17 protein-coding genes are annotated in these 19,291 nt (G+C 66.2%); 9 read left to right on the forward strand and 8 right to left on the reverse strand.

What is annotated here, in order from left to right; translation table 11 throughout:
• The first annotated feature begins 51 nt into the window (after positions 1–51).
• Positions 52–561, forward strand: coding sequence for a type IV pilin domain-containing protein (locus U5918_RS15505; protein ID WP_336002480.1), 510 nt, complete (start codon positions 52–54; stop codon positions 559–561).
• On the opposite strand, the gene U5918_RS15510 is transcribed toward U5918_RS15505, so the two are convergent.
• From U5918_RS15510 to U5918_RS15535, 6 genes are all read right to left on the reverse strand, one after another.
• Positions 558–1,805, reverse strand: a complete 1,248-nt coding sequence (locus tag U5918_RS15510; RefSeq protein WP_336002482.1) for a tripartite tricarboxylate transporter permease — start codon at positions 1,803–1,805, stop codon at positions 558–560. The genes U5918_RS15505 and U5918_RS15510 overlap by 4 nt on opposite strands.
• A 68-nt stretch (positions 1,806–1,873) precedes the next feature.
• Complete coding sequence (locus tag U5918_RS15515; protein WP_336002483.1) at positions 1,874–3,850, reverse strand: histidine kinase N-terminal 7TM domain-containing protein; 1,977 nt, start codon at positions 3,848–3,850, stop codon at positions 1,874–1,876.
• A gap of 274 nt (positions 3,851–4,124) precedes the next feature.
• Positions 4,125–4,469: a 50S ribosomal protein P1 gene (rpl12p, locus tag U5918_RS15520; protein ID WP_336002484.1), complete on the reverse strand. Its 345-nt coding sequence runs from the start codon at positions 4,467–4,469 to the stop codon at positions 4,125–4,127.
• A 31-nt stretch (positions 4,470–4,500) separates the two neighbouring features.
• A complete protein-coding gene (locus tag U5918_RS15525) occupies positions 4,501–5,547 on the reverse strand; it encodes a 50S ribosomal protein L10 (protein WP_336002486.1) in 1,047 nt (348 codons plus the stop codon).
• A complete protein-coding gene (locus U5918_RS15530; protein WP_336002487.1) occupies positions 5,548–6,186 on the reverse strand; it encodes a 50S ribosomal protein L1 in 639 nt (212 codons plus the stop codon).
• 135 nt (positions 6,187–6,321) lie between these two features.
• Positions 6,322–8,256, reverse strand: a complete 1,935-nt coding sequence (locus U5918_RS15535; protein ID WP_336002488.1) for a histidine kinase N-terminal 7TM domain-containing protein — start codon at positions 8,254–8,256, stop codon at positions 6,322–6,324.
• A gap of 238 nt (positions 8,257–8,494) precedes the next feature.
• Here U5918_RS15535 and U5918_RS15540 point away from each other — a divergent pair, with 238 nt between their 5' ends.
• Entirely contained in the window at positions 8,495–9,664 is a 1,170-nt protein-coding gene (locus tag U5918_RS15540) for a glutamate--cysteine ligase (RefSeq protein ID WP_336002491.1), read from the forward strand.
• Between the two features lie 159 nt (positions 9,665–9,823).
• Here the strand turns inward: U5918_RS15540 and U5918_RS15545 are convergent, their stop codons facing one another.
• Positions 9,824–10,312: a 50S ribosomal protein L11 gene (locus tag U5918_RS15545; RefSeq protein WP_336002493.1), complete on the reverse strand. Its 489-nt coding sequence runs from the start codon at positions 10,310–10,312 to the stop codon at positions 9,824–9,826.
• A gap of 118 nt (positions 10,313–10,430) precedes the next feature.
• Positions 10,431–10,631: a VNG_1110C family protein gene (locus U5918_RS15550; RefSeq protein ID WP_336002495.1), complete on the reverse strand. Its 201-nt coding sequence runs from the start codon at positions 10,629–10,631 to the stop codon at positions 10,431–10,433.
• Between the two features lie 124 nt (positions 10,632–10,755).
• Here U5918_RS15550 and U5918_RS15555 point away from each other — a divergent pair, with 124 nt between their 5' ends.
• The 7 genes from U5918_RS15555 to artA all read left to right on the forward strand — a co-directional run bounded on the left by U5918_RS15555 (position 10,756) and on the right by artA (position 19,286).
• Positions 10,756–11,253: a cation:proton antiporter regulatory subunit gene (locus U5918_RS15555; RefSeq protein ID WP_336002497.1), complete on the forward strand. Its 498-nt coding sequence runs from the start codon at positions 10,756–10,758 to the stop codon at positions 11,251–11,253.
• Complete coding sequence (locus U5918_RS15560) at positions 11,254–12,486, forward strand: cation:proton antiporter (RefSeq protein WP_336002499.1); 1,233 nt, start codon at positions 11,254–11,256, stop codon at positions 12,484–12,486.
• A gap of 53 nt (positions 12,487–12,539) precedes the next feature.
• Positions 12,540–13,652, forward strand: a complete 1,113-nt coding sequence (locus U5918_RS15565) for an OBG GTPase family GTP-binding protein (protein WP_336002501.1) — start codon at positions 12,540–12,542, stop codon at positions 13,650–13,652.
• Entirely contained in the window at positions 13,649–14,131 is a 483-nt protein-coding gene (locus U5918_RS15570) for a TIGR04206 family protein (RefSeq protein ID WP_336002502.1), read from the forward strand. The genes U5918_RS15565 and U5918_RS15570 overlap by 4 nt, the downstream gene beginning before the upstream one ends.
• 43 nt (positions 14,132–14,174) lie before the next feature.
• Positions 14,175–14,930, forward strand: coding sequence for a VOC family protein (locus U5918_RS15575; RefSeq protein WP_336002503.1), 756 nt, complete (start codon positions 14,175–14,177; stop codon positions 14,928–14,930).
• A gap of 171 nt (positions 14,931–15,101) precedes the next feature.
• Complete coding sequence (locus U5918_RS15580; RefSeq protein ID WP_336002505.1) at positions 15,102–18,176, forward strand: BGTF surface domain-containing protein; 3,075 nt, start codon at positions 15,102–15,104, stop codon at positions 18,174–18,176.
• Between the two features lie 141 nt (positions 18,177–18,317).
• Positions 18,318–19,286, forward strand: a complete 969-nt coding sequence (artA, locus tag U5918_RS15585; RefSeq protein ID WP_336002507.1) for an archaeosortase A — start codon at positions 18,318–18,320, stop codon at positions 19,284–19,286.
• Positions 19,287–19,291: the final 5 nt, after the last annotated feature.

The following is a 19,291-nucleotide window of genomic DNA, read 5'->3' on the forward strand; positions in this document are numbered from 1 at the left end:
GCCGCCGACACCGATCGCGGGATTAAGTGACAGGATCGGATAGACCCGCCAATGACCGGTTCTTCGCCCGATCGTTCGGCCACCGGGGACGCCCGCGCCGTCTCCAACGTCGTTGGGGTCCTCCTCGTCGTGGCCATCGTCGTGCTCCTCGCGGCGGTCGTCGGGAACCTGGCACTCGGGTTCGGCGGGTCGATGGGCACGCCCGCGCCGACGTTCACCGTCGAGACCCAGTATCAGGCCGACGGCTCGGGCAACGACGACGACCGACCGTACCTCAACGTCACCCACACCGGCGGCGATACCGTCGACGGGACGAAGCTGTTCGTCGTCGATTCGGACGGCAACGAGGTGGCCTGGGCCGACGTGTGGACCGGCAGCGAGGAAGTCACGGCGACCGACTACGTTCACATCGACGGCCACGGGAGCGACGGCGCCCTCAACGCCGCCTGTCTGGGCGAGACGTACGAACTGATCTATCGCCCCGGCCCGGAGGCCTCACAGATCCTCCGGGAAGTGGAGATCGACCGGGCGGCGACCCCCCCGGCGGAGATCCACTGCTAGCCCAGTGCCAGCGGCACCAGCAACACGCCCATCAGCGTCGCCCGTCGCGACCCGAACAGGGGCGGGAGCAGGCCGACGACCGTGGCGGCAGCGAAGATCCCGACCCCGATCGGACCGGCGAGGACGGCCGAGAGCGCGACCAGCAGCGCCAGCACGGCGACCGACAGGACCGCGTAGTCGATCGCGCCCACCACCGACAGGTACCGGTCACCCACCGTCGGCACGAGGACGAACCCGATCGCCGCGGCGAGTGCGACGCTCGCGAGCAGGAGGGGGAAGTGAAGCGGCGCGCCGCTCTCCTCCAGCGCGACGAGGACGCCCGTCCGCGGGGAGCCGAGCGCCCGGAGTGCCAGCAGCGCGAAGACCGTGTTCGCCGTGTTGACGCCGCTGGTGATCACGACGAATCCGCGCGCGCCGAAGCGGTACGGGACGGCGAGCAGCGCACCCGTGGCCGCGATGGCGCTGGAGACACCGGGGATGAACCCGACGACCGCCCCGGAGAGCGTCCCCGCGGCAGAGAGCCCACCCACCGCGGATTTCGAGAGCGCCATGGTCGCGTCGTCCTGGGGCGGGACGCCCTGGCCCCGCAACGCTTCGATCAGGACCGGGGCGCCGAACAGCCCGGCGAACAGCGGGGCGAGCGTCCCGCCGGCGCTCACCAGCCCGCCGGTCGGGAGGTCGAGCGTCACCAGTCCGAGGCCGCCGCTGGCCGCGAGCGCGAGGCCGGCACCGACTTTCCCGCGATAGGACCCCTCGGTGGTCACCAGCCCCACCGCGACGGCCGCCAGCACGACCGAGAGGTTGGCCCGAATCGTCGGATAGACCGCCGTCACGAGTTCGGTGACCGGTACCGCGAGCGGGACCGCCAGCGCCACAGCCAGCCCGCTCCCGAGCGCCGACAGCCTGAGCGCTTCCCGGCCCCGACCGGCGAGCACGAGTTCGTGGCCGGGCAGGGCCGTCGCGGCCATCGCCGGGTCCGGCACGCCCAGCGCCAGCGCCGGGACGACGTCGAGGAACGTGTGAACGGTGCCGGCGGCCAGCATCGCCGCGCCGACGAGTCGCGGCGGGCCGGGGACCGACGCCGCGCCCGCGGCGAGCAGCAGCGCCATGTTGTTCGCGTGGAGCCCGGGGACGAGGCCGCTCACGACGCCGAGCGCCGCCCCGCCGAGGACGAACGCCAGCGCCGTGGCCGCCGCCGACGGTGCGACCGCGATCCGGACGCCTGCCCAGGCCGAGACTCCCATCGAGCCGAGGTGGTCCCGGCTTCGCACTTAAGCCCTCGCTGGCCTGTCCCCCCTGGGCGGGCCTGTCTTCAGTCCTCGTCCGGCGCTCGCGTCTGGGTTCCGGGCGCCGGGTCCGACCGCGAGTCGGCCGCCTCGAGCACGGCGTCGATCGAGTGATCCCCGACGGAGTCTCCGCCGACGCCGACGAACTCGAAGCGAGCGCCCCCGCTCTCGCTGTCTGTGACGCGGACCTCCCAGCCGTGGGCGCTGGCGACGTCGGTGACGATCGAGAGCCCCAGTCCGGTCCCATCGTCGCTGGTGGTGTAGCCGTGATCGAGCACGTCGGACTTTTCCTCGTCGGGGATGCCGGCGCCGTCGTCGGCGACGAAGAAGCCCGTCCCGGCCTCGCGGTCGATCTCGCCGAGGGTGACGGTCACGCCGGCGCGACCGTCCGGGTCATCGGACTCTGTCCGATTGCCTGTCGAACCGTGTTCGACAGCGTTCCGAAAGCAGTTCTCGAAGACGTTGAGCAGGCGGTCGGGGTCGGCCGGGACACGGAGATCGAGGTCGGCCTCGAGGGTCGCGTCGGCGGTGTCGACGTTCGCCCAGGCCCGCTCGGCCAGGTCGGCGAGGTCGACGGACTCGGTCTCGGTGATCGCTTTGCCCTGCCGAGCCAGCGTCAGTGCGTCGTCGACGATCGCGCCCATCCGCTGGTTGGCATCGCGGATCGTCTCGAGGTGTTCGACCGGGACCTCGACGGTCTCGGCGTCCGGGTCGGCCCGGTGCAGGCACAGTTCGACCGTGCCGTCGGAGACGTTGAGGGGGTTCCGGAGGTCGTGGGAGACGATGCCGGCGAACTCGTCGAGGCGTTCGTTCTGGTGTTCGAGCTTGGTCGTCTGCTGGACGAGGTTCTCCTTCTGGGCCTCCAGTTCCTGTTCGCGATCGCGGAGGACGCGCTCGCGGCGTTTCTGCCGGGTGATGTCGTGGAGCATGACGACGTGGCCGACGACCGTCTCCCGGTCGGTCAGCGGCGAGACCGTGACCTCGTAACAGCGCTCGCCGTCTGCGCCGTCGATCCAGAGTTCGTCGGTGATCGCAGTCAGCTCGCGGTCGCCCCGGAGCACGTCCAGCAACGGGCCGCCGTCGACGATGGCATCGACGTCGACCACCGCGGCCACGGACCGACCGACCGGGCGGTTCACGCCCATCATCTCCTTGGCCGTCTCGTTGATGTCGACGATGCGATGGTCGGCGTCCAGCACCAGCACGCCGGCGTCCATCTCCTCGACGACGAAGTCACGGGCCATCAGGACGACCGAATCGGACCCGAGTCGAGAGAGCAGGCGGTCGAGGGGTATCATCCGGAGGAAGCGGACGCTCACGGTCGTCAGCAACGCGATCGTCCCGAACACCAGGAAGGTGAACGGGAGTGCGAGCATGTGGGGGACGGGGCTCAGGCCGGTGAACGTCGCCACGCTCGCGGACAGCTGGACGACGAATGTCACGATGAACAGGGCGCTCAGCTTGCGATAGACGTTCCGGGAGCGGCGGAACTTCTTGTACAGCAGCACGATACAGCCGAGGACCATCACCCACGAGAGCCCGGCCGCGAAGTAGGCGATCGGACCGAACGCGTACTCCAGTCGGTCGTAGGACCCCGCGTCGACCATCCGGGCGTCGAGATGGACCCGGGCGAGGTCGATGGCCAGCGCGTCGCCCAGCACGGCCACCGCGGCCGTCGCGAAGGGGAGGAGCAGGAGGGCTCGAACGCGCCGCGGCGTGACCAGATCGCTACGGCCGGTGTAGTGGAGCGTGAACACGGTGAGGCTGATCGGGAGGAAGATGGCAACCGGCGATCCGAACCGAACCAGTACCTCCGCCGTCGCCTGGTCCGCGGCCGAGACGATGAGCAACTGCGCGAACGCCCAGGCACTGACGGACAGCACGACGGCGACGAACCAGGTCTCGGCCTTGCTGTCACCCTGCCGCCACGTGAGGACCGCCACCGCCGCGCCTAACAGAGCCACGAGTATCAGCGGCACCGTGTACGGCGTGTACTGCCACATCCCAGTCTCCCTCAATATTCCGGCTCATGGGATTATAAGTAACCGGTCGAAATATCACGGCTGATTCTAGAGTCTCAGATGGAAGAAGGTGGGGCCAGCGTCCGAATTTTTCGGGGTCGGTATTTCGGATTCTGATTTCGAAGGCCCCTCGATTTCGGGCGGTGCGGTCCAGCGGTCCCGGGCGGTCCACTCGTCGTCCGATCGCTCGTCGAGGCGCGCTCTATGGCCCTGCCGCTATGGGGCGTGAAAAATGCGGAGAATTGTGTGGCCGGAATCAGCCGAACAGCTCGCCGAGGCCCTCGCCGTCGGCGTCGTCTTCCTCGTCGTCGCCCTCGTCTTCGGCTTCGGCTTCCTCCTCCTCGCCGCCCTCGTCGTCGTCGCCCTCTTCGAGTTCGGCGTCCGCACTGCCGCCAGCCGGGGCGGCCGCGCCGCCGGCCGGGACCGCGGCGGCCTGCTCGACGGCTTCCTCGATGTCGATGTCCTCCAGCGCGGCCACGAGGGCCTTGACGCGGGACTCTTCGACGTCGACGCCCGCTGCCTCGAGGACGCCCGTGATGTTGTCTTCGTTGATCTCTGCGTCGGTCTCGTTCAGGATGAGTGCTGCGTAAACGTATTCCATGGTTGTGTGTTTGGTTGCTGGTATTTAGTTGTTAGCCGAACATCGCGCCCATCGCGTCGCCCGCGTCGCCGTCGTCGTCATCGTCGTCGTCGGCGTCCTCGGGTTCGGCGTCGGCCGCGTCGCTTTCGTCCTCGTCGTCACCGCCCTCGTCGGCCTCGGCATCGGCCTCGGCGTCGGACTCGGCGGTCTCGACGTCCTGGAGCTCCTCGGGGAGCGCCTCGGGGTCGTCGATCTGGGCCGCGAGGGCCCGGACCTGCCCGTCTGCCTTGCTGACCAGGTCGGGCATGAGCTCCTCGTCCTCGATGGCGGCCTGGAGGCCGACGGACTTGGCCTCGCCGGCCCCCTTGCCGAGCAGCGAGCCGACCGTCTGGGCGGTCGGGTAGACGGCGTTGATCGAGAGGTTCTGCGCGGCCGCGGTGGCCGCCTCGATGTCCGCGCGGTACTCCTCGACGTCCAGTTCGAGTTCCTCGGGCTCGAAGACGACGCCGTCGGCGAACACGGCCTGCAGGTCGAGCCCGACTTCCTTGGGCTCGATGCCGAGTTCGCTCAAGACGTTGGCGAGCTGGCTGTCGACGACCTCGCCCGCTTCCAGCACCGTGGAGTCTGCCATGACCTGGATCGACCCCTCCTGGATGCGCGCTTCGGCCCCGACGGCCTGCAGTTCACCGACGAACTGGCCCGGGTCCATCCCGGTGTCGCCCTCCGGAATCACGATGTCGTTGGGAGCGACCTCGCCGTCGTTGATCGGCGCGGCGGTCTTCGACTCCTCGAGCTGCTGGAACAGCGTGAACGGGTTCGCGTTCGTGCCGATGAGGCCGACCTGGCCGCCGATGTACTCCGTCAGGTCCTCGAGTCCGTCGTCGACTTCGTCGAGGGCCCGCGCCATCAGCGTGTTGCGGCTGACGCGGAGTTCGGCCGTGCCGTGGAGGTTGCGTCGCATGGCCTGGAGCTGCCGGCTCGGAATGCCGGCGATGTTGACGATACCGATCGAGTCGTAGCTCTCCAGGGTGTCGACGAGCTCGTCGACCTCCTCCTTTTTCCACTGCGGAATCGTCTCGGTCTTGCGTTCTGCGCTCATTTAGGCCACCTCGACGGCGGGCCCCATCGTGGTCTTGACGAACATCGAGTCGATGTTCAGGGGACCCTTCTCGAGTTCGGCGTGCAGCCGACGCATGATGACGTCGATGTTGTCCGCGATGGCTTCGGCGTCCATGTCCTCGGCGCCGACGCGCGTGTGGAAGGTCCGCCGGTCGCGGCTGCGGAGCTGCACCGTGTTTTTCATCCGTTCGACGACTTCGACGACGTCGTCGTCGGGGTCGAGCGGTTCGGGCATCTTCCCGCGCGGGCCGAGGACCGTCCCGAGATACCGACCGATGTCCTGCATCATGTCCTGCTCCGCGATGAAGAAGTCGGTCTCGTCGGCGAGGTCCTTGGCCGCGTCGTCGTCGTCGCCAAGCTCTTCGAGGTCGTCCCCGTCGAGCACGTCGTCGGCGACGTCTTCCGCGCGCAGGGCTGTCTCCCCTGCGGCGAAGACGACGATGTTTGTCTCCTGGCCCGTCCCTTCCGGCAGGACGACGCCAGTGTCGACGCGGTTCGACGGATCGTCGAGGTCTAGGTCGCGCAGATTGATCGCGAGGTCCACCGTCTCGCGGAAGTTCCGCTCCGGTGCGTCCTCGAGTGCGCTAGATACTGCTTGCTCTATGTCCTGATCTGCCATCGTTCACCTCCGTAGTACGCATGATGCTCCTACGGGTCAGTGAAACAGGCTACGCCTGTCTCGTCCGGAACGAAGCCGATGTGAAACTTAAACCCGTCGAACCGGGACCGAGGCGACGATTCGAGCCGACTGCCGTCACTCGGCCGTCGGTGTGACCGCGACGCCGCTCGTCACGTCTCCGATCTCGAACCTCGCGCCGCCGGCGTCACTGTCGGCGACGTCGATCGTCCAGCCGTGGGCCCTGACGACGTCGCGAACGATCGCGAGTCCGAGACCGGTGCCGTCGTCACTGGTCGTATACCCACTTTCGAGCACCGAATCCTTCCGGTCGTCGGGGATGCCCGGTCCGTCGTCGGCCACGGCGAACCCGTCGCCGGTGCCGAGGGGCTCGACCCGGATGCTGACGCCCTCGCGACCGTGTTCGATCGCGTCATCGGACGAAGTCCGATTGCTCGTGGAGCCATGCTCCACGGCGTCATCGGAACGCGAAGCGTTCTGATTGCCTGTCGAACCGTGTTCGACAGCGTTCCGGTAGAGGTTCTCGAAGACGTTCAGCAGTCGGCCACGGTCGCCGTCGGCGGTCAGGTCGAGGTCGACGGACAGGGTGGCCTCGCCGGTATCGACGTTGTCCCAGGCCGCCTCGGCCACCTCGGCCAGGTCGACGGGTTCGGTCTCGGTGAGCGCTTTCCCCTCGCGTGCGAGCGTGAGCGCGTCCTCGATGATGTTCTCCATCCGGGAGGTCGCGTTTCGCATCTCCGCGATTTTGTCGTCGTCGACCTCGACCACGCCGGTCTCCTCGTCGGTTTTCGCCTCCATGATCTCGAGGTAGCCGTCGGTGACGTTGAGGGGATTGCGGAGGTCGTGAGAGACGATGCCCGCGAAGCGGTCGAGCCGCTCGTTCTGGTACTCGAGCTGTTGCTTCTGGGCCCGTAGTTCCTCGGTCTGCTGTTCGAGCTGCTCTTCTCTGCGTTTCTGTTTGGTGATGTCGTGCAACAGGACGACGTGTGCGACGGTCTCACCCTCCGAACCGCTGAGTCGCGATACTCGCACTTCGTAACAGCGGGTGCCGTTCGCGGTCTCGACCCAGATCTCGTAGTCGGCCTCGTGGAGTTCTTCGTCGTCACGGAGGATCCTCGGTTCCGTCTCGCCGTCGACGATGCGTTCGGGCTGGGTGATGTCCGACAGATGTTTTCCGATCGGTCTGTCGAGCCCGAGCATCTTCTTCGCCATCGAGTTGACGTCGACGACCCGGTCGTCGCTGTCCAGGACCATGACGCCGCTGTCGATCTCCTCGACGACGAAGTCCCTGGCCAGCGGGACGGCGCTATCGAACCGTGAGTCAAAGACCGAGAGGAACCGGTCGACTGGAATCGCCCGGACGAACTTGACGCTCGTCGTCCCGAAGAGGACCAGCACCCCGGTGAGCAGGTAGCTGAACGGGACGAGCATGAAGTGGGGGAACGGGCTGAGTCGCGTCAGCGAGAGAAACGCCAGGACCGCCGGGAGCGCCGTCGAGAAGAAGACGACGGCGCTCATCTTGCGATAGACGTTCCGGGACCGCAGGACGCGCTGTAACAGCAGCCCGTTGTAGACCAGCACGATCGCGTACGCGATGGCTGCCATCGCGAACACGCCGATCCCCCAGTCGTAGGTGAGGAGTGTGAACGACCCGCTCCGGTCGAGCCCCACGTCGACGAGCATCCACCCGTGGACGCCGTTGGTGAGACTCACGAGGAGGAATGCCACGGGCAAGAGGCCGAGTACGGCGATCCGTGGTCGAGTCAGCCACTCGCCCCGGCCCACGAAGTGGAGCGTGAACCCGAACGCCGTCAGGATCATGAACAATATCGAAGGCATGAACAGGGCGAACCAGAATTCCTTCCAGGCCAGCCCGACGCTCGAGACCGTCAGAAGGGTGAACAGACACCACAGGACGTAGGAGGACTGGGTCAGCGCTCCCCAGACGTCCATCCGGTCGTCGGCCTCGTGAAAGGCATACACAGTGACGACGATCCCGAGGAGCATTGCGAGCGCCAGCGGCACCGTGTACGGATTCCATTGCAGTTCCATTCCGACCAGGTCCTGTTACTCTCAGTTCCATATAGGCGAACCAACAGTTAAAGACACGCTCTGAAAAATCAGAACTGATACTTCGGGGGCCCCGGACTCGCGACCGCCAGTCCGTCAGCCGGTATCGGGTGTAATCCCAAGCGAGACCCCGTCTCTCGCATACTCGGCCAGTGGACCAGCTCGCCTCGCCTAATCCTTTAGGGGGGTGGCGTATCTGCCCCAGCGCGGTACGGGTAGTATGAAGGACAGGTCGACAGGGCCGTCGGAGTGGACCATCGTCGACGACCGATCCGAGTCGCCGCAGTCGGCGCAGCCGCCGGACACCTCGTTCACCCGTCTGGGGACCCTCGGCGTCGAGGAGGAGTTCTACCTCGTCGACGCGAACGGTCGCCCGGCACACGGCGCCAGCCGCCTCGTCCACGGCAGCCTCCCGTCCGAGTTGGCGGACCAGATCGAGACGGAAGTGTACGACTGCCTCGTCGAGACCAAAACCGACGTCTGCGACGACGCCGCCGCGCTCGGGCGACAGGTGCGGCGCAAGCGGCGCGCGCTCCGGGACCACGCGGCCCACTTCGGCCGCGACGTCGCGGCGGCGGGCATCCACCCGGCCGCCTGCCCGGACGACGTCCAACCCACGGAGGGCGCTCGCTATCGCGCGATGCTCGACCGGCTGCAGTACCCCCAGTGGCGGAACCTCGCGACTGGCCTGCACCTCCACGTCGGGGTCGACGACGCGGAGAAGGCCGTCTGGATCGCGAACGAACTCCGCTGGTACCTCCCGGTGTTCCTGGCGCTGTCGGCGAACTCACCGTTCTACGACGGCCACGACACCGGCCTCGCGTCCGCACGCGCGAACGTCTTCGGCAGTCTGCCCTGCTCGGGGATGCCGCCCGCCTTCGACTCCTTCGCGGCCTACAGGGACGTCCGCGAGACCATGATCGAGACGGACGCGATTCCGGACGCCAATCAGCTCTGGTGGGACGTCCGGCTGAAACCTGACCTGGGGACCGTCGAGATCCGCACCGCCGACGCCCAGTTCGATCCCGACACGGTCGTCGCGTTCGCGGAGTACGCCCGCGCGCTGGTCCGCGACCTCGCCGCTCGCTACGAGGACGGCGAGTCGGCGACGGAGTTCCACGACGCCTTGCTCGAGACTAACAGGTGGCGGGCGCTGCGGTACGGCCACGACGCCGAGTTCACCGACCGGAACGCGCGGACCGTCGTCGACCTCGGGACGGTCGTTTCCCGGGAGTGCGACCGCCTGGGAATCGACGGGATTGGCGACGTCCTCGATCGGCCCAGCGGGAGCGCCCGCCAGCGGACCGCCTACGACCAGCGTGGACTGTCCGGGGTCTGTGACCTCCTCCGGATCTCGTCCGCAGAGGAACCCGTCGAACGCGTCGCCTGACCGCCGATTCGGTGGCGAGACGGTGCGGTGATCGGTGGACGCGGCCGCCGCTGGCCAGTGGCGCCCTCGAAAAGACGATGCGGCAGCAGTCGGGCGTCCGCACTACGAATCGGAAAAGTCGCTTCGGCCGTTTTCCGAGCCTTTGCGGAGGAAGCCTCGCTACGCTGCGGCTTCGTCCGCGAAGATGTCGTCGTACTCGCCCTCGTCGATTCGCTCCTTGAACTCGCGGGGGTTGTTGCCCTCGATGGTGACGCCCAGCGAGGTGCAGGTCCCGACGACTTCCTTGGCGGCGTTCTTCAGGTCGTAGGCCAGCAGGTCCGGGTGTTTCTGCTCGGCGATCTGGATGACCTGGTCGACCGAGAGGTCGGCGACGAAGTTCTCCTGGGGTTCGCCGCTGCCCGTCTCGAAGCCGGCCTCGTCCTTGACGAGTTCGGCCGTCGGGGGGACCCCGACCTCGATCTCGAAGTCGCCCTCGTCGTCGTAGTCGACGGTGACGGGGACTTCGGTGCCGTCGAAGGCCGCTGTCTGGTCGTTGATCTGTTCGACGACCGCCTGCACGTCGACGGGGGTCGGCCCGAGTTCCGGTCCGAGCGGCGGTCCGGGGTTGGCCTGCCCGCCGGGGACGAGTACCTCGATGGTTCCAGCCATATGGGTTCTATCACGGGGGCGCGCTTTTAACGGTTGCTTTCCCGGGCTGGTGTGTCGCGGGGACACACGCGGCTCGGGGACGCTCGAAAAAACGGGGACTGTCGGGCGCTCGGCCCGACTACTGGATGGAGACGCCGTTTCGCGAGAGGTACGCGCTGGCTTCCTTGATCTCGACCGGGCTGCCGAGAATGCGTACCCCGTCCTCCTCCGTTCGGATTGTCAGGGTAAACCGGTGCTCCAGGTCCTCCCGGAGGCCGTCGAGGGCCCGCTCCGGTAGCAGGATCTGTGTACTGTCGCGCAGCAAAGCCGCGTCGGGCATCACGTGAAGGGTCGCAATCTCGCCGTATAGGTGTATCGAAACCGTCCCCCGCGAGTGTCGTGGACCCGGAGACGGGCCCGACGCGCACACTGGCTTTATCTACGAGCCGTCCCCTTCTCCCGGCATGACCGTCTACGAGACCGACGTGCCGGGCGTCGGCAAGAAGTTCGAACTCGAGATCGGCGGCGGCGAGCGCATCGTCGTTCTCATTCACCACGACGGCAAGCGGGAGGTCTACCGTCGCCCCGACGAGGACGCAGACAGCGAGAAGCTGTTCTCCGTCGCCGGTAAACAGGCCCGCCAGCTCGGGTCGATCATCGAGGGTGCGTTCTTCCAGCCCGTCGAGACCGACGAGGTGCAGGTCCCCCTGGGTGACGCCTTCATCGAGTGGCTGGACCTCGCGCCGGACTCGGAACTGGTGGGCCTGACGCTGTCGGAGGCCGACCTCCGTCAGGAGACGGGCGTCTCCGTGCTGGCCGTCCAGCGCGAGTCCGAGACCTTCCCCAACCCCGGCCCGGACTTCTCGCTCGCGGCCGGCGACGTGCTGGTCACGCTGGGGACTCGCGGGGACCAGGAAGCGCTCGAGGAGATGCTCGGCGAGGACGGCGGGTCGAACGCGTAGATGGCGGTCGCGCTCTACGAACTCGGCATCGCGCTCACCGCGCTCGCGATCGCCGGCTCCGTCGTCTTCCGCTACGGCCTGTCGGTCATCCCCGCGTACATCCTGGTCGGCGTCCTCGTCGGCCCCAACTTCCCCTCCTCGGTCGGCGACCTCTCGCCGGTCGCGCTGGGGGCGCTTGGAGACGTCTCGCTGACGCTCGTCTCCGATAGCGAACTCGTCGCCGGGCTGGCCGAACTCGGGATCGTCCTCCTGCTCTTCTTTCTGGGCCTGGAGTTCAGCATCTCACAGCTGTTCGGGGACAGCCGCCGCATCGCCGCCATCGGCGTGATCGACCTCCTCGTGAACTTCGGCGTCGGGCTGGCCATCGGCGTCGCCTTCGGCTTCTCGGCCGTCGAGACGCTGTTCGTCGCCGGGATCGTCTACATCTCCTCGAGCGCCGTCATCACCAAGTCGATCATCGACGAGGGGTGGGTCGCCAACGCCGAGAGCGGGCCGATCCTCGGGACGCTCGTCTTCGAGGACATCTTCATCGCCGTCTACCTCGCCGTCCTCTCGGCGGTGGCGCTGGGCGGCGGCTCTCTGGAGGAGGCGGCCCTGTCCGTCGGGACCGCCTTCGCCTTCCTCGGCGCGCTGCTCGCCGCGGCCTGGTACGGGAGCGGGCTGGTCGAGCGACTGTTCGCGACCGACTCGGACGAGTTGTTCTTCCTGCGCGTGCTCGGCGTGACGACGCTGATAGCCGGCGTGGCCCTGGCGATGGGCGTCAGCGAGGCCGTCGCGGCCTTCTTCGTCGGCACGGCCTTCAGCGGGACCGACCACACCGAACGCATCGAACACGTGATCGCGCCGGCCCGGGACCTCTTCGCCGCCGTGTTCTTCTTCTCCATCGGACTGACGACCGACGTGACGCTGCTCTCGGAGGTCGCGCTCCTGCTCGCCGTCGCGGTCGTCGCGACGACCGCGAGCAAACTCCTCAGCGGGACGCTCTCGGGACGGGTGTACGACCTCGACCCGCGACGCTCGCTGCGGGTCGGCCTGGGGATGGTCCCGCGCGGGGAGTTCTCGCTGATCCTCGCGACGCTGGCGGCGTCGGCCGGCGCGTCGACCGGAACGTTGGGGGAGGTCGTCCCGGCCTTCGCCGTCGGCTACGTGCTGATCATGAGCATCGTCGGGACGCTGCTGATCCAGAACGCGAGCGCGATCGAACGCGTCCGCGAGCGGACGGTCGGGGGGTGAGGAGCGACCCCCAACGAAAGCGCTTTTGAGTCGCGGTTGCCGACTACCCCCTAATGGGCCTGGAGGAGGAGATCGAGGAGATCGAGGAAGAGATCGCCGAGACTCCCTACAACAAGTCGACGGAGGCCCACATCGGCCGGCTGAAGTCCAAACTCGCGCAGAAAAAGGAGGAATTCGAGAAACGACAGTCCGGCTCCGGCGGTGGCGGCGGCTACGCCGTCGAGAAACACGGCGACGCCACGGTCGCGCTCGTGGGCTTTCCCAGCGTCGGCAAGTCGACGCTCCTGAACGCGATGACCAACGCCGACAGCGAGGTCGGCGAGTACGAGTTCACGACCCTCGACGTCAACCCGGGCATGCTCAAGTTCAACGGCGCCAACATCCAGATGCTCGACGTTCCCGGACTGATCGAGGGCGCCGCGGAGGGCCGCGGTGACGGCCAGGCGGTCCTCTCCGTGGTCCGGACGGCCGACCTCGTCGTCTTCCTGCTGGACGTCTTCGAGATTCACGAGTACGCGCGCTTGCGCGAAGAACTGTACAAGAATAACGTCCGGGTCGACACCGAGCCGCCGCGCGTGACCATCCGCCGGAAGGGGAAAGGCGGGCTGTCGGTCAACGCCAGCGTCGACCTCGACCTGGACGAGGAGACGATCAAGCAGGTCCTCCGAGAGCACGGGTTCATCAACGCGGACGTGACCATCGGCGAGCAGATCGACATCGACGAACTCATCGACGGCGTGATGGACAACCGCGTCTACCTCCCCTCGATCGTCGCGGTCAACAAGGCCGACCTGATCGACCCGGACTACCTCCCGACCGTCGAGGAGAACCTGCGCGACCACGACATCGATCCCGACGAGGCCGTGTTCATCAGCGCCGAGGAGGGGAAGGGCCTGGACGCCCTGAAGGAGGAGATCTGGGACGCGCTCGGACTCGTCCGCGTCTACATGGACAAACCGGGCCGGGGCGTCGACTACGAGGAACCCCTGATCCTCCGCTCGGGCGACACCGTCGAGGACGCCTGCGAGAAACTGGGCGGGGAGTTCGAAGAGCGCTTTCGCTTCGCCCGCGTCTCCGGTTCGAGCGCCAAACACGACGAACAGCAGGTCGGCACCGACCACGAACTCGAAGACGAGGACGTCCTCCGGATCGTGACCCGGAAGTGAACGACGAATCGGCCGACACGGCAACCCCGTCGGACTCGCCCACCAGACGCCTCCTCGCGGCCCTCGCCGTCGCACTCGTGCCCTGGACCGTCCTCACGATCGGGTCGGACGTCTCGTTGTTTTTCACCTTCGGTATTCTCAACGTCGACCCGCTGGGACTGACGACGATCACCGACTTCTACTTCCGGTACACGGCCGCGTTGCCGGAGTACCTCACCGCCTGGGGCCTCTCCGTACTCGTCTTCGCGGTGGGACTGGCGAGCGCGCTGGTCGGCCTCGTCTGGCGGGAGGACCCCCGCGTAACGGCCGCGATGTTCGTCTTCGCCGGGTTCGGGCAGCTGCTGTTCGCGCTGGGCTTCCTCCGGCGGGTCGGCTACACCGCGATTCCGATCGGGACCGTCCTCCTGTGGGCGCTCGTCTGGCGGTACTACCGGCGCGATCTGGCGTCGATCGTCCAGTTCCCGGACGGGCGGGAGTAGCCGCGTCGGTATCCTTTTCGGCGTTCCACCCGAGGTCCCGGACATGCACGCGACGCTCGACCACACCATGCTGCGCGTAGAGGACCTGGACGAGTCCCTGGACTGGTATCAGGATCACTTCGACTACGAGGAGTACGGCCGCTGGGAGGCCGACACGTTCACGAACGTCTTCCTCGGCCCGGCCGAGAAACACGAGGACGGTGCGCTGCTCGAACTCACCTACAACCACGACGACCGGACCTACGACTTCGGCGACGCGTGGGGCCACATCGCCGTCCGCTGCGACGACGTCTACGAGGCCTACGAGCAACTGATGGACGAGGGCGTCGAAGACTATCGCGACCCCGACTCCTGTGGTGGCCAGTACGCGTTCGTCACCGATCCGGACGGTCACGAGATCGAGATCGTCGAGCGCGACCACGGGGCCAAATGGAGCCTCGACCACACCATGCTCCGGGTCGAGGACGCAGACGAGGCCATCGGCTGGTTCACGCGGAAACTGGAGTACGACCTGTTCCGCCGGGAGGAGTTCGAGGACTTCGCGCTCTACTTCCTGAAGCCCGAAGCGGCCGCGCCCGAGGAGATGTCCGTCGAACTCACGTACAATTACGACGGGCGCACGTACGACGTGGGCGACGCGTGGGGGCACGTCGCGGTCCAGGCCGACGACCTGCACGAGTTCTGGGACCAGTTGCTGACCCGTCACGCCGAGGACTACCGCGACCCCGAGAGCTGTGGCGACCGCTACGCGTTCACGAAGACGCCGGACGGCCACGAAGTCGAGATAGTGACGAGCTGAGCGACGACCATCCGGCCCCGATCGATCGACAGGTCGGGATCCCTACTCGTAACTCCGGTCACGTTGGTTGCCGGAAGGCCTGTTGTACCGATAGTTCTGCGTCAAACGGCCGTCGGATAGCGAGCGGCTACCCCGTCGGCTGCGCCCCAGGTCAGCACGGTCGTTGGCGTCGTGCTCGTGTCAGACGCCTGCAAGCCGACCGGCCGACGACCTCACATCCGAGGCGAATTCGCGCCTCTGGGCCGCCGAATCGCCGGTTTCTGGGCATGTGTCGTGGTGTCAACCCTCGTATTTGACCACAAAGCATTTATAACGGGCCACAGTTGTTTCGACCGTACCCCTACCCATGGTGACAGTATCGAGTACGGTTTGGCAGTCTCCGCGCGGCGGCAGTGCGGGCCGCGACTGCCTCGCGGGAAAGGTGCTGAAACCGCCCGAAAAGCACAAACACAAACTATGACAGGAACACGCGACAAGATCCGCAGTCTGTTCCTCGCGACCCTGATGGTACTCTCCGTCTTCGGAGGCACCATCGCGTTCTCGGGAGCAACGGCTGCACAATCCGCAGGTAACTGGGGATTCACCCAGGATACCGATCCGACTGAACAGAAGAACAATCAATATGACGAAACACTGACGTCCAGTGGCGGTCCGTACTGGCAGGGTCAGCGCCTTGTCATTCAGGCCCAGAACGTTGGAACTAGTACGCTTCAGATCCGAGAGAGCGTGAGCAAAGACGGCGGTGGCGAACGCCTCCCGTCCGGTTCGCTGGTCCGTGAAGTGAACCTGAACAATAACGATGCGGCCATCATCAACACGGCCGGCCTCGAAGGCTCCTACGTGATCACAACCGGAAGCGGCAATGGTGACGTGATCAACTTCGAGAATGGTGCTGCTGACGGTACGCCTCACTCGGGCTACTTCGCAAATGATGGCACTGTGAGCCTCGGATCCGGTAACAGTGTTAACGATGCCGTTGAGCTGGCCTCCTTCGAGGTCACGTCTCAGAACCTGGACGCCAGCTTCCAGTCCGCTGAGTCGGCTCAGGAAAAGATCTTCCTCGAGGTCGACTCCGCTCGCGGGGACTCCGACCTTCTCGTCACCGCTGACGGTCTCGACGACGACGAAGTTGTCGAGATCTTCAACGACGAGTTCAACACGAGTGACGACGACAACTCCGTGCAGGCGATCTACGACGCGAGTGACAGCAGTGTCTCAGCTGGGGACCAGTCACTCGCTAATGCAGGTGCGAGTTCCTCGTACGGTGACGGTGTCGTCTTCGACGGCGTTGACAGTCAGGCCAACATCTCGGCCAACTTCAACGACATCGATACGGGTGACTACGAGTTCGAGTTCGAGGTTACCGACACCGGTGTCTCGGACAGCTCGTCTGTCACCGTGAGCGACGAGGAGGACGTTGACGCCGAGATTCTCAACGGTGGCGTTGCGACGGCCGCGCAGGGTGACTTCGCTGTGGTTCCGATCCAGCTCGAGGAGACGGACACGGCCCGAGTCAACCTCGGCTTCAACGACGTCAACTTCAACGCGTCCTTCCAGGTCGAAGACGGTAACGACGATGGTCTCGTGACGGTCGAGATCAACACGCGTTACGCCGGTCTTCAGAATGGACTCGGACAGTCCACTGCTGACGACGTCCTCGGAGCGGCATTGACCGTCTCCGACAATCAGGACAGTGTGACTATCCCGTCCGGTTCGGATTGGGGCATGTGGTCGCCGAGTGGCGGAACCGATCACATCAACAGCCCGATGGACGCTGACCAGTACGACATCAACGTTACACACGTCGACGACATCAACAACGAGTTCGACGTCGGTACGGTCCAGATCGTCGAACCGTCGGTCGACGGCATCACCAGCTGGACGATGCCCAGCAACGTCTTCTCCGACGTGGAGGAAGACGAGACCGCGGAACTCTACGAGTACATCCAGAACGGTGAGCTGACCGAGTCCGACTCGGTCGCCAAGCGCGACGTGCTGGTCTTCCAGATCCAGTCGACCAGCATGTTCGGCGAGCTAAAGGCTGCTGAGAGTGCTTCTGGCGTCGACTACGCGGACGCACTCAACCAGATCGCCTCCTACAACGATAGCTACGATTCCGCGAACGGCAAGAGCTTCAAGTTCCTCGTCGAGCAGACCAGCGACACCACGCGAGCGAACACTGACCCCAAGCAGGTTGACCTCGCTGCCAGTGCCGGTAACGGTGTCAAGGTCGTTCCCGACGAGCGTAACTCCTCGCTGTTCGTCGTCATGAAGGAGAACAACCTGCAGCTTACCCGCACTCTTGGCTCCGGCAGTTCCAACCTCGAGATGGCTGAGGGTGACGCCTACGAGGCGAACTGGACGGTCTTCGACAACACCGGCCTTGACAGCGACAATGCGGGCGTCACTGACACGGCCGAGATCACCGAGAAGTCCATCGACTTCGACACGGACGCTGGCGGCGTCATCCGCGTCGCTGCCGCGCCCGGTCAGGTCATCTCGGGCTCCACGAGCGTCGCCCCCGGTACGGAGCTGAACGTCCGGCTCCGCTCCACGGGCGACACGCCGTTCCTCGAGGACCCCGAAGCTATCGTCCAGCCTGACGGCACGTTCAACGCCACGGTCGATCTCTCCGACCGCGCGCAGAACGCGTCCTTTAGCGCCAACGCGCAGGGCTTCGATAGCGACTTCGACACGCCCGGTGTCATCGGTCAGGCACCCACGGCTGACGTCGACTTCGAGGACCAGACCGTCGAGAACGGGTCCGTGACCGTCGACGCGACGCTCTCGGACGGCGGCTTCATCTCGCTCCGTACGGGTTCGCCCGACGGCGAGATCGTGGGCGCCTCCGAGTACCTCGGTGAGGGCGACAACACCGCCACCATCGACGTCGATCCGCTGTCCGAGGAGACCGAGCTGTACGCGGTCGCCCACCAGGACACGAACGACAACGAAGCCCTCGACTTCGAGGTCGGTGGCTCCACGGACGGCCCGTACACCACGAGTAACGGGACGGTCGTGAGCGACTCCGCGATGATCTCGCCGCAGGACGACACCGAGACCACCACGGAGCAGCAGACCACCGAAGAACCCACCACCGAAGACACGGAGACCGATGCTCCGGAGACCGACGGTGGCGACGACGGTGACGAGGAAACCACCGCGGGCGACGGTGCTGGCTTCACGGCCGTCATCGCGCTCGTCGCACTCCTCGCCGCGGCGCTGATCGCAGTCCGCCGCGACTAAACCACCGGCCTAACCGCCGGCCTTCGATCAATTCCCTTTCTTTCGACGCCACCCGGGTAGCGACAGCTACGGCTCCCGATCGTCGGTTACGCTCGGGTAACGACAAGACATATGCCGGTCATCGTCGAAGCGTCTGGTAGAATGCAAGAGACGGTGCTGGGCGCGCTGGCGTGGGTCGGGCAGTTCTCCGACCCGCTCGCCTGGCTCGTGATCGCCGCCTTCGGCACCGGCGCGGTGCTGGACTGGTACGACTGGCACCGCGACGCGGCACGAACGATTTCGGTCGCCGCCTGGGTCCTCTTTGCGCTGTTCTGGTTCACGCAGATTCACCACTTCGCGTTCGTCCAGAAGAGCATCGTCGAGGGGATCGGGACCCTCGTCGCCGTCCCTGCCTCGCTGTACGTCGCCCTCCTTCTCCACCGCGGCCGGGACTCGCTGTTGGTCCTCTCGCGGGCCGTCGCGGTGATGGGTGCGGTATTCCTGCCGTTCGAGGCCATCCTCGTCCTTCAGGAACTGCTCATCGAAGCGGTCACTCGACAGACGGAGTTCCTGATGGGGCTGCTTGGCTACCACCCCGAGGTGATCCCGGGGAGTGAGGTCAAAGCGGAGTACGAGGCCTTCCGGAACACGTTCGTGTTCTACCCAGAGGAGAACTACCGGATAACCTATACGATCATCATCGCGTGTACGGGCATCGGGAGCATGGCCATCTTCGTGGGGCTGATCGCGGCGGTCCGCGCGCCGCTTAATCGCAAACTCCGCGCGCTGGCGGTGTCGATCCCGGTCATCTACGCCCTCAATCTCGTCCGGAACGTGTTCATCGGCCTCTCGTTCGGGACCATGAAGATGCAGCTGGTTCCCGAGGCGACGGCGAGCCTGTTCGCGTTCGACCTGGCGGCCGATCCGGGCCTGGTCTCCTACTACTGGGCCGATCGGATCATCGCCCAGAGCGCCTCGGTCGTGGCGCTGGTGGCGATCACCTGGCTGGTCGTTCGCGAACTCCCGGAAGTGCTGATCGTCATCGAGGACCTCCTCTATATGGCGACGGGCAGCGAGTACGACCTCCGGGGTGCACTGGGCGTGCCGGTCGCTCGAGCCGATGGCGAGTGAGTAGC

The sequence above is a fragment of the Halorientalis sp. LT38 genome, assembly GCF_037031225.1.
Lineage (GTDB): Archaea > Halobacteriota > Halobacteria > Halobacteriales > Haloarculaceae > Halorientalis > Halorientalis halophila.

Excerpts from the sequence above, each read along its gene's own strand:
- U5918_RS15525 (WP_336002486.1), bottom strand. The coding sequence starts at position 5,547 with ATGAGCGCAGAACGCAAGACCGAGACGATTCCGCAGTGGAAAAAGGAG.
- U5918_RS15515 (WP_336002483.1), bottom strand. The coding sequence starts at position 3,850 with ATGTGGCAGTACACGCCGTACACGGTGCCGCTGATACTCGTGGCTCTG.
- artA (WP_336002507.1), top strand. The coding sequence starts at position 18,318 with ATGCAAGAGACGGTGCTGGGCGCGCTGGCGTGGGTCGGGCAGTTCTCC.
- U5918_RS15545 (WP_336002493.1), bottom strand. The coding sequence starts at position 10,312 with ATGGCTGGAACCATCGAGGTACTCGTCCCCGGCGGGCAGGCCAACCCC.
- U5918_RS15535 (WP_336002488.1), bottom strand. The coding sequence starts at position 8,256 with ATGGAACTGCAATGGAATCCGTACACGGTGCCGCTGGCGCTCGCAATG.
- U5918_RS15565 (WP_336002501.1), top strand. The coding sequence starts at position 12,540 with ATGGGCCTGGAGGAGGAGATCGAGGAGATCGAGGAAGAGATCGCCGAG.
- U5918_RS15505 (WP_336002480.1), top strand. The coding sequence starts at position 52 with ATGACCGGTTCTTCGCCCGATCGTTCGGCCACCGGGGACGCCCGCGCC.
- U5918_RS15550 (WP_336002495.1), bottom strand. The coding sequence starts at position 10,631 with ATGCCCGACGCGGCTTTGCTGCGCGACAGTACACAGATCCTGCTACCG.
- rpl12p (WP_336002484.1), bottom strand. The coding sequence starts at position 4,469 with ATGGAATACGTTTACGCAGCACTCATCCTGAACGAGACCGACGCAGAG.
- U5918_RS15575 (WP_336002503.1), top strand. The coding sequence starts at position 14,175 with ATGCACGCGACGCTCGACCACACCATGCTGCGCGTAGAGGACCTGGAC.
- U5918_RS15530 (WP_336002487.1), bottom strand. The coding sequence starts at position 6,186 with ATGGCAGATCAGGACATAGAGCAAGCAGTATCTAGCGCACTCGAGGAC.
- U5918_RS15510 (WP_336002482.1), bottom strand. The coding sequence starts at position 1,805 with ATGGGAGTCTCGGCCTGGGCAGGCGTCCGGATCGCGGTCGCACCGTCG.
- U5918_RS15540 (WP_336002491.1), top strand. The coding sequence starts at position 8,495 with ATGAAGGACAGGTCGACAGGGCCGTCGGAGTGGACCATCGTCGACGAC.
- U5918_RS15560 (WP_336002499.1), top strand. The coding sequence starts at position 11,254 with ATGGCGGTCGCGCTCTACGAACTCGGCATCGCGCTCACCGCGCTCGCG.
- U5918_RS15555 (WP_336002497.1), top strand. The coding sequence starts at position 10,756 with ATGACCGTCTACGAGACCGACGTGCCGGGCGTCGGCAAGAAGTTCGAA.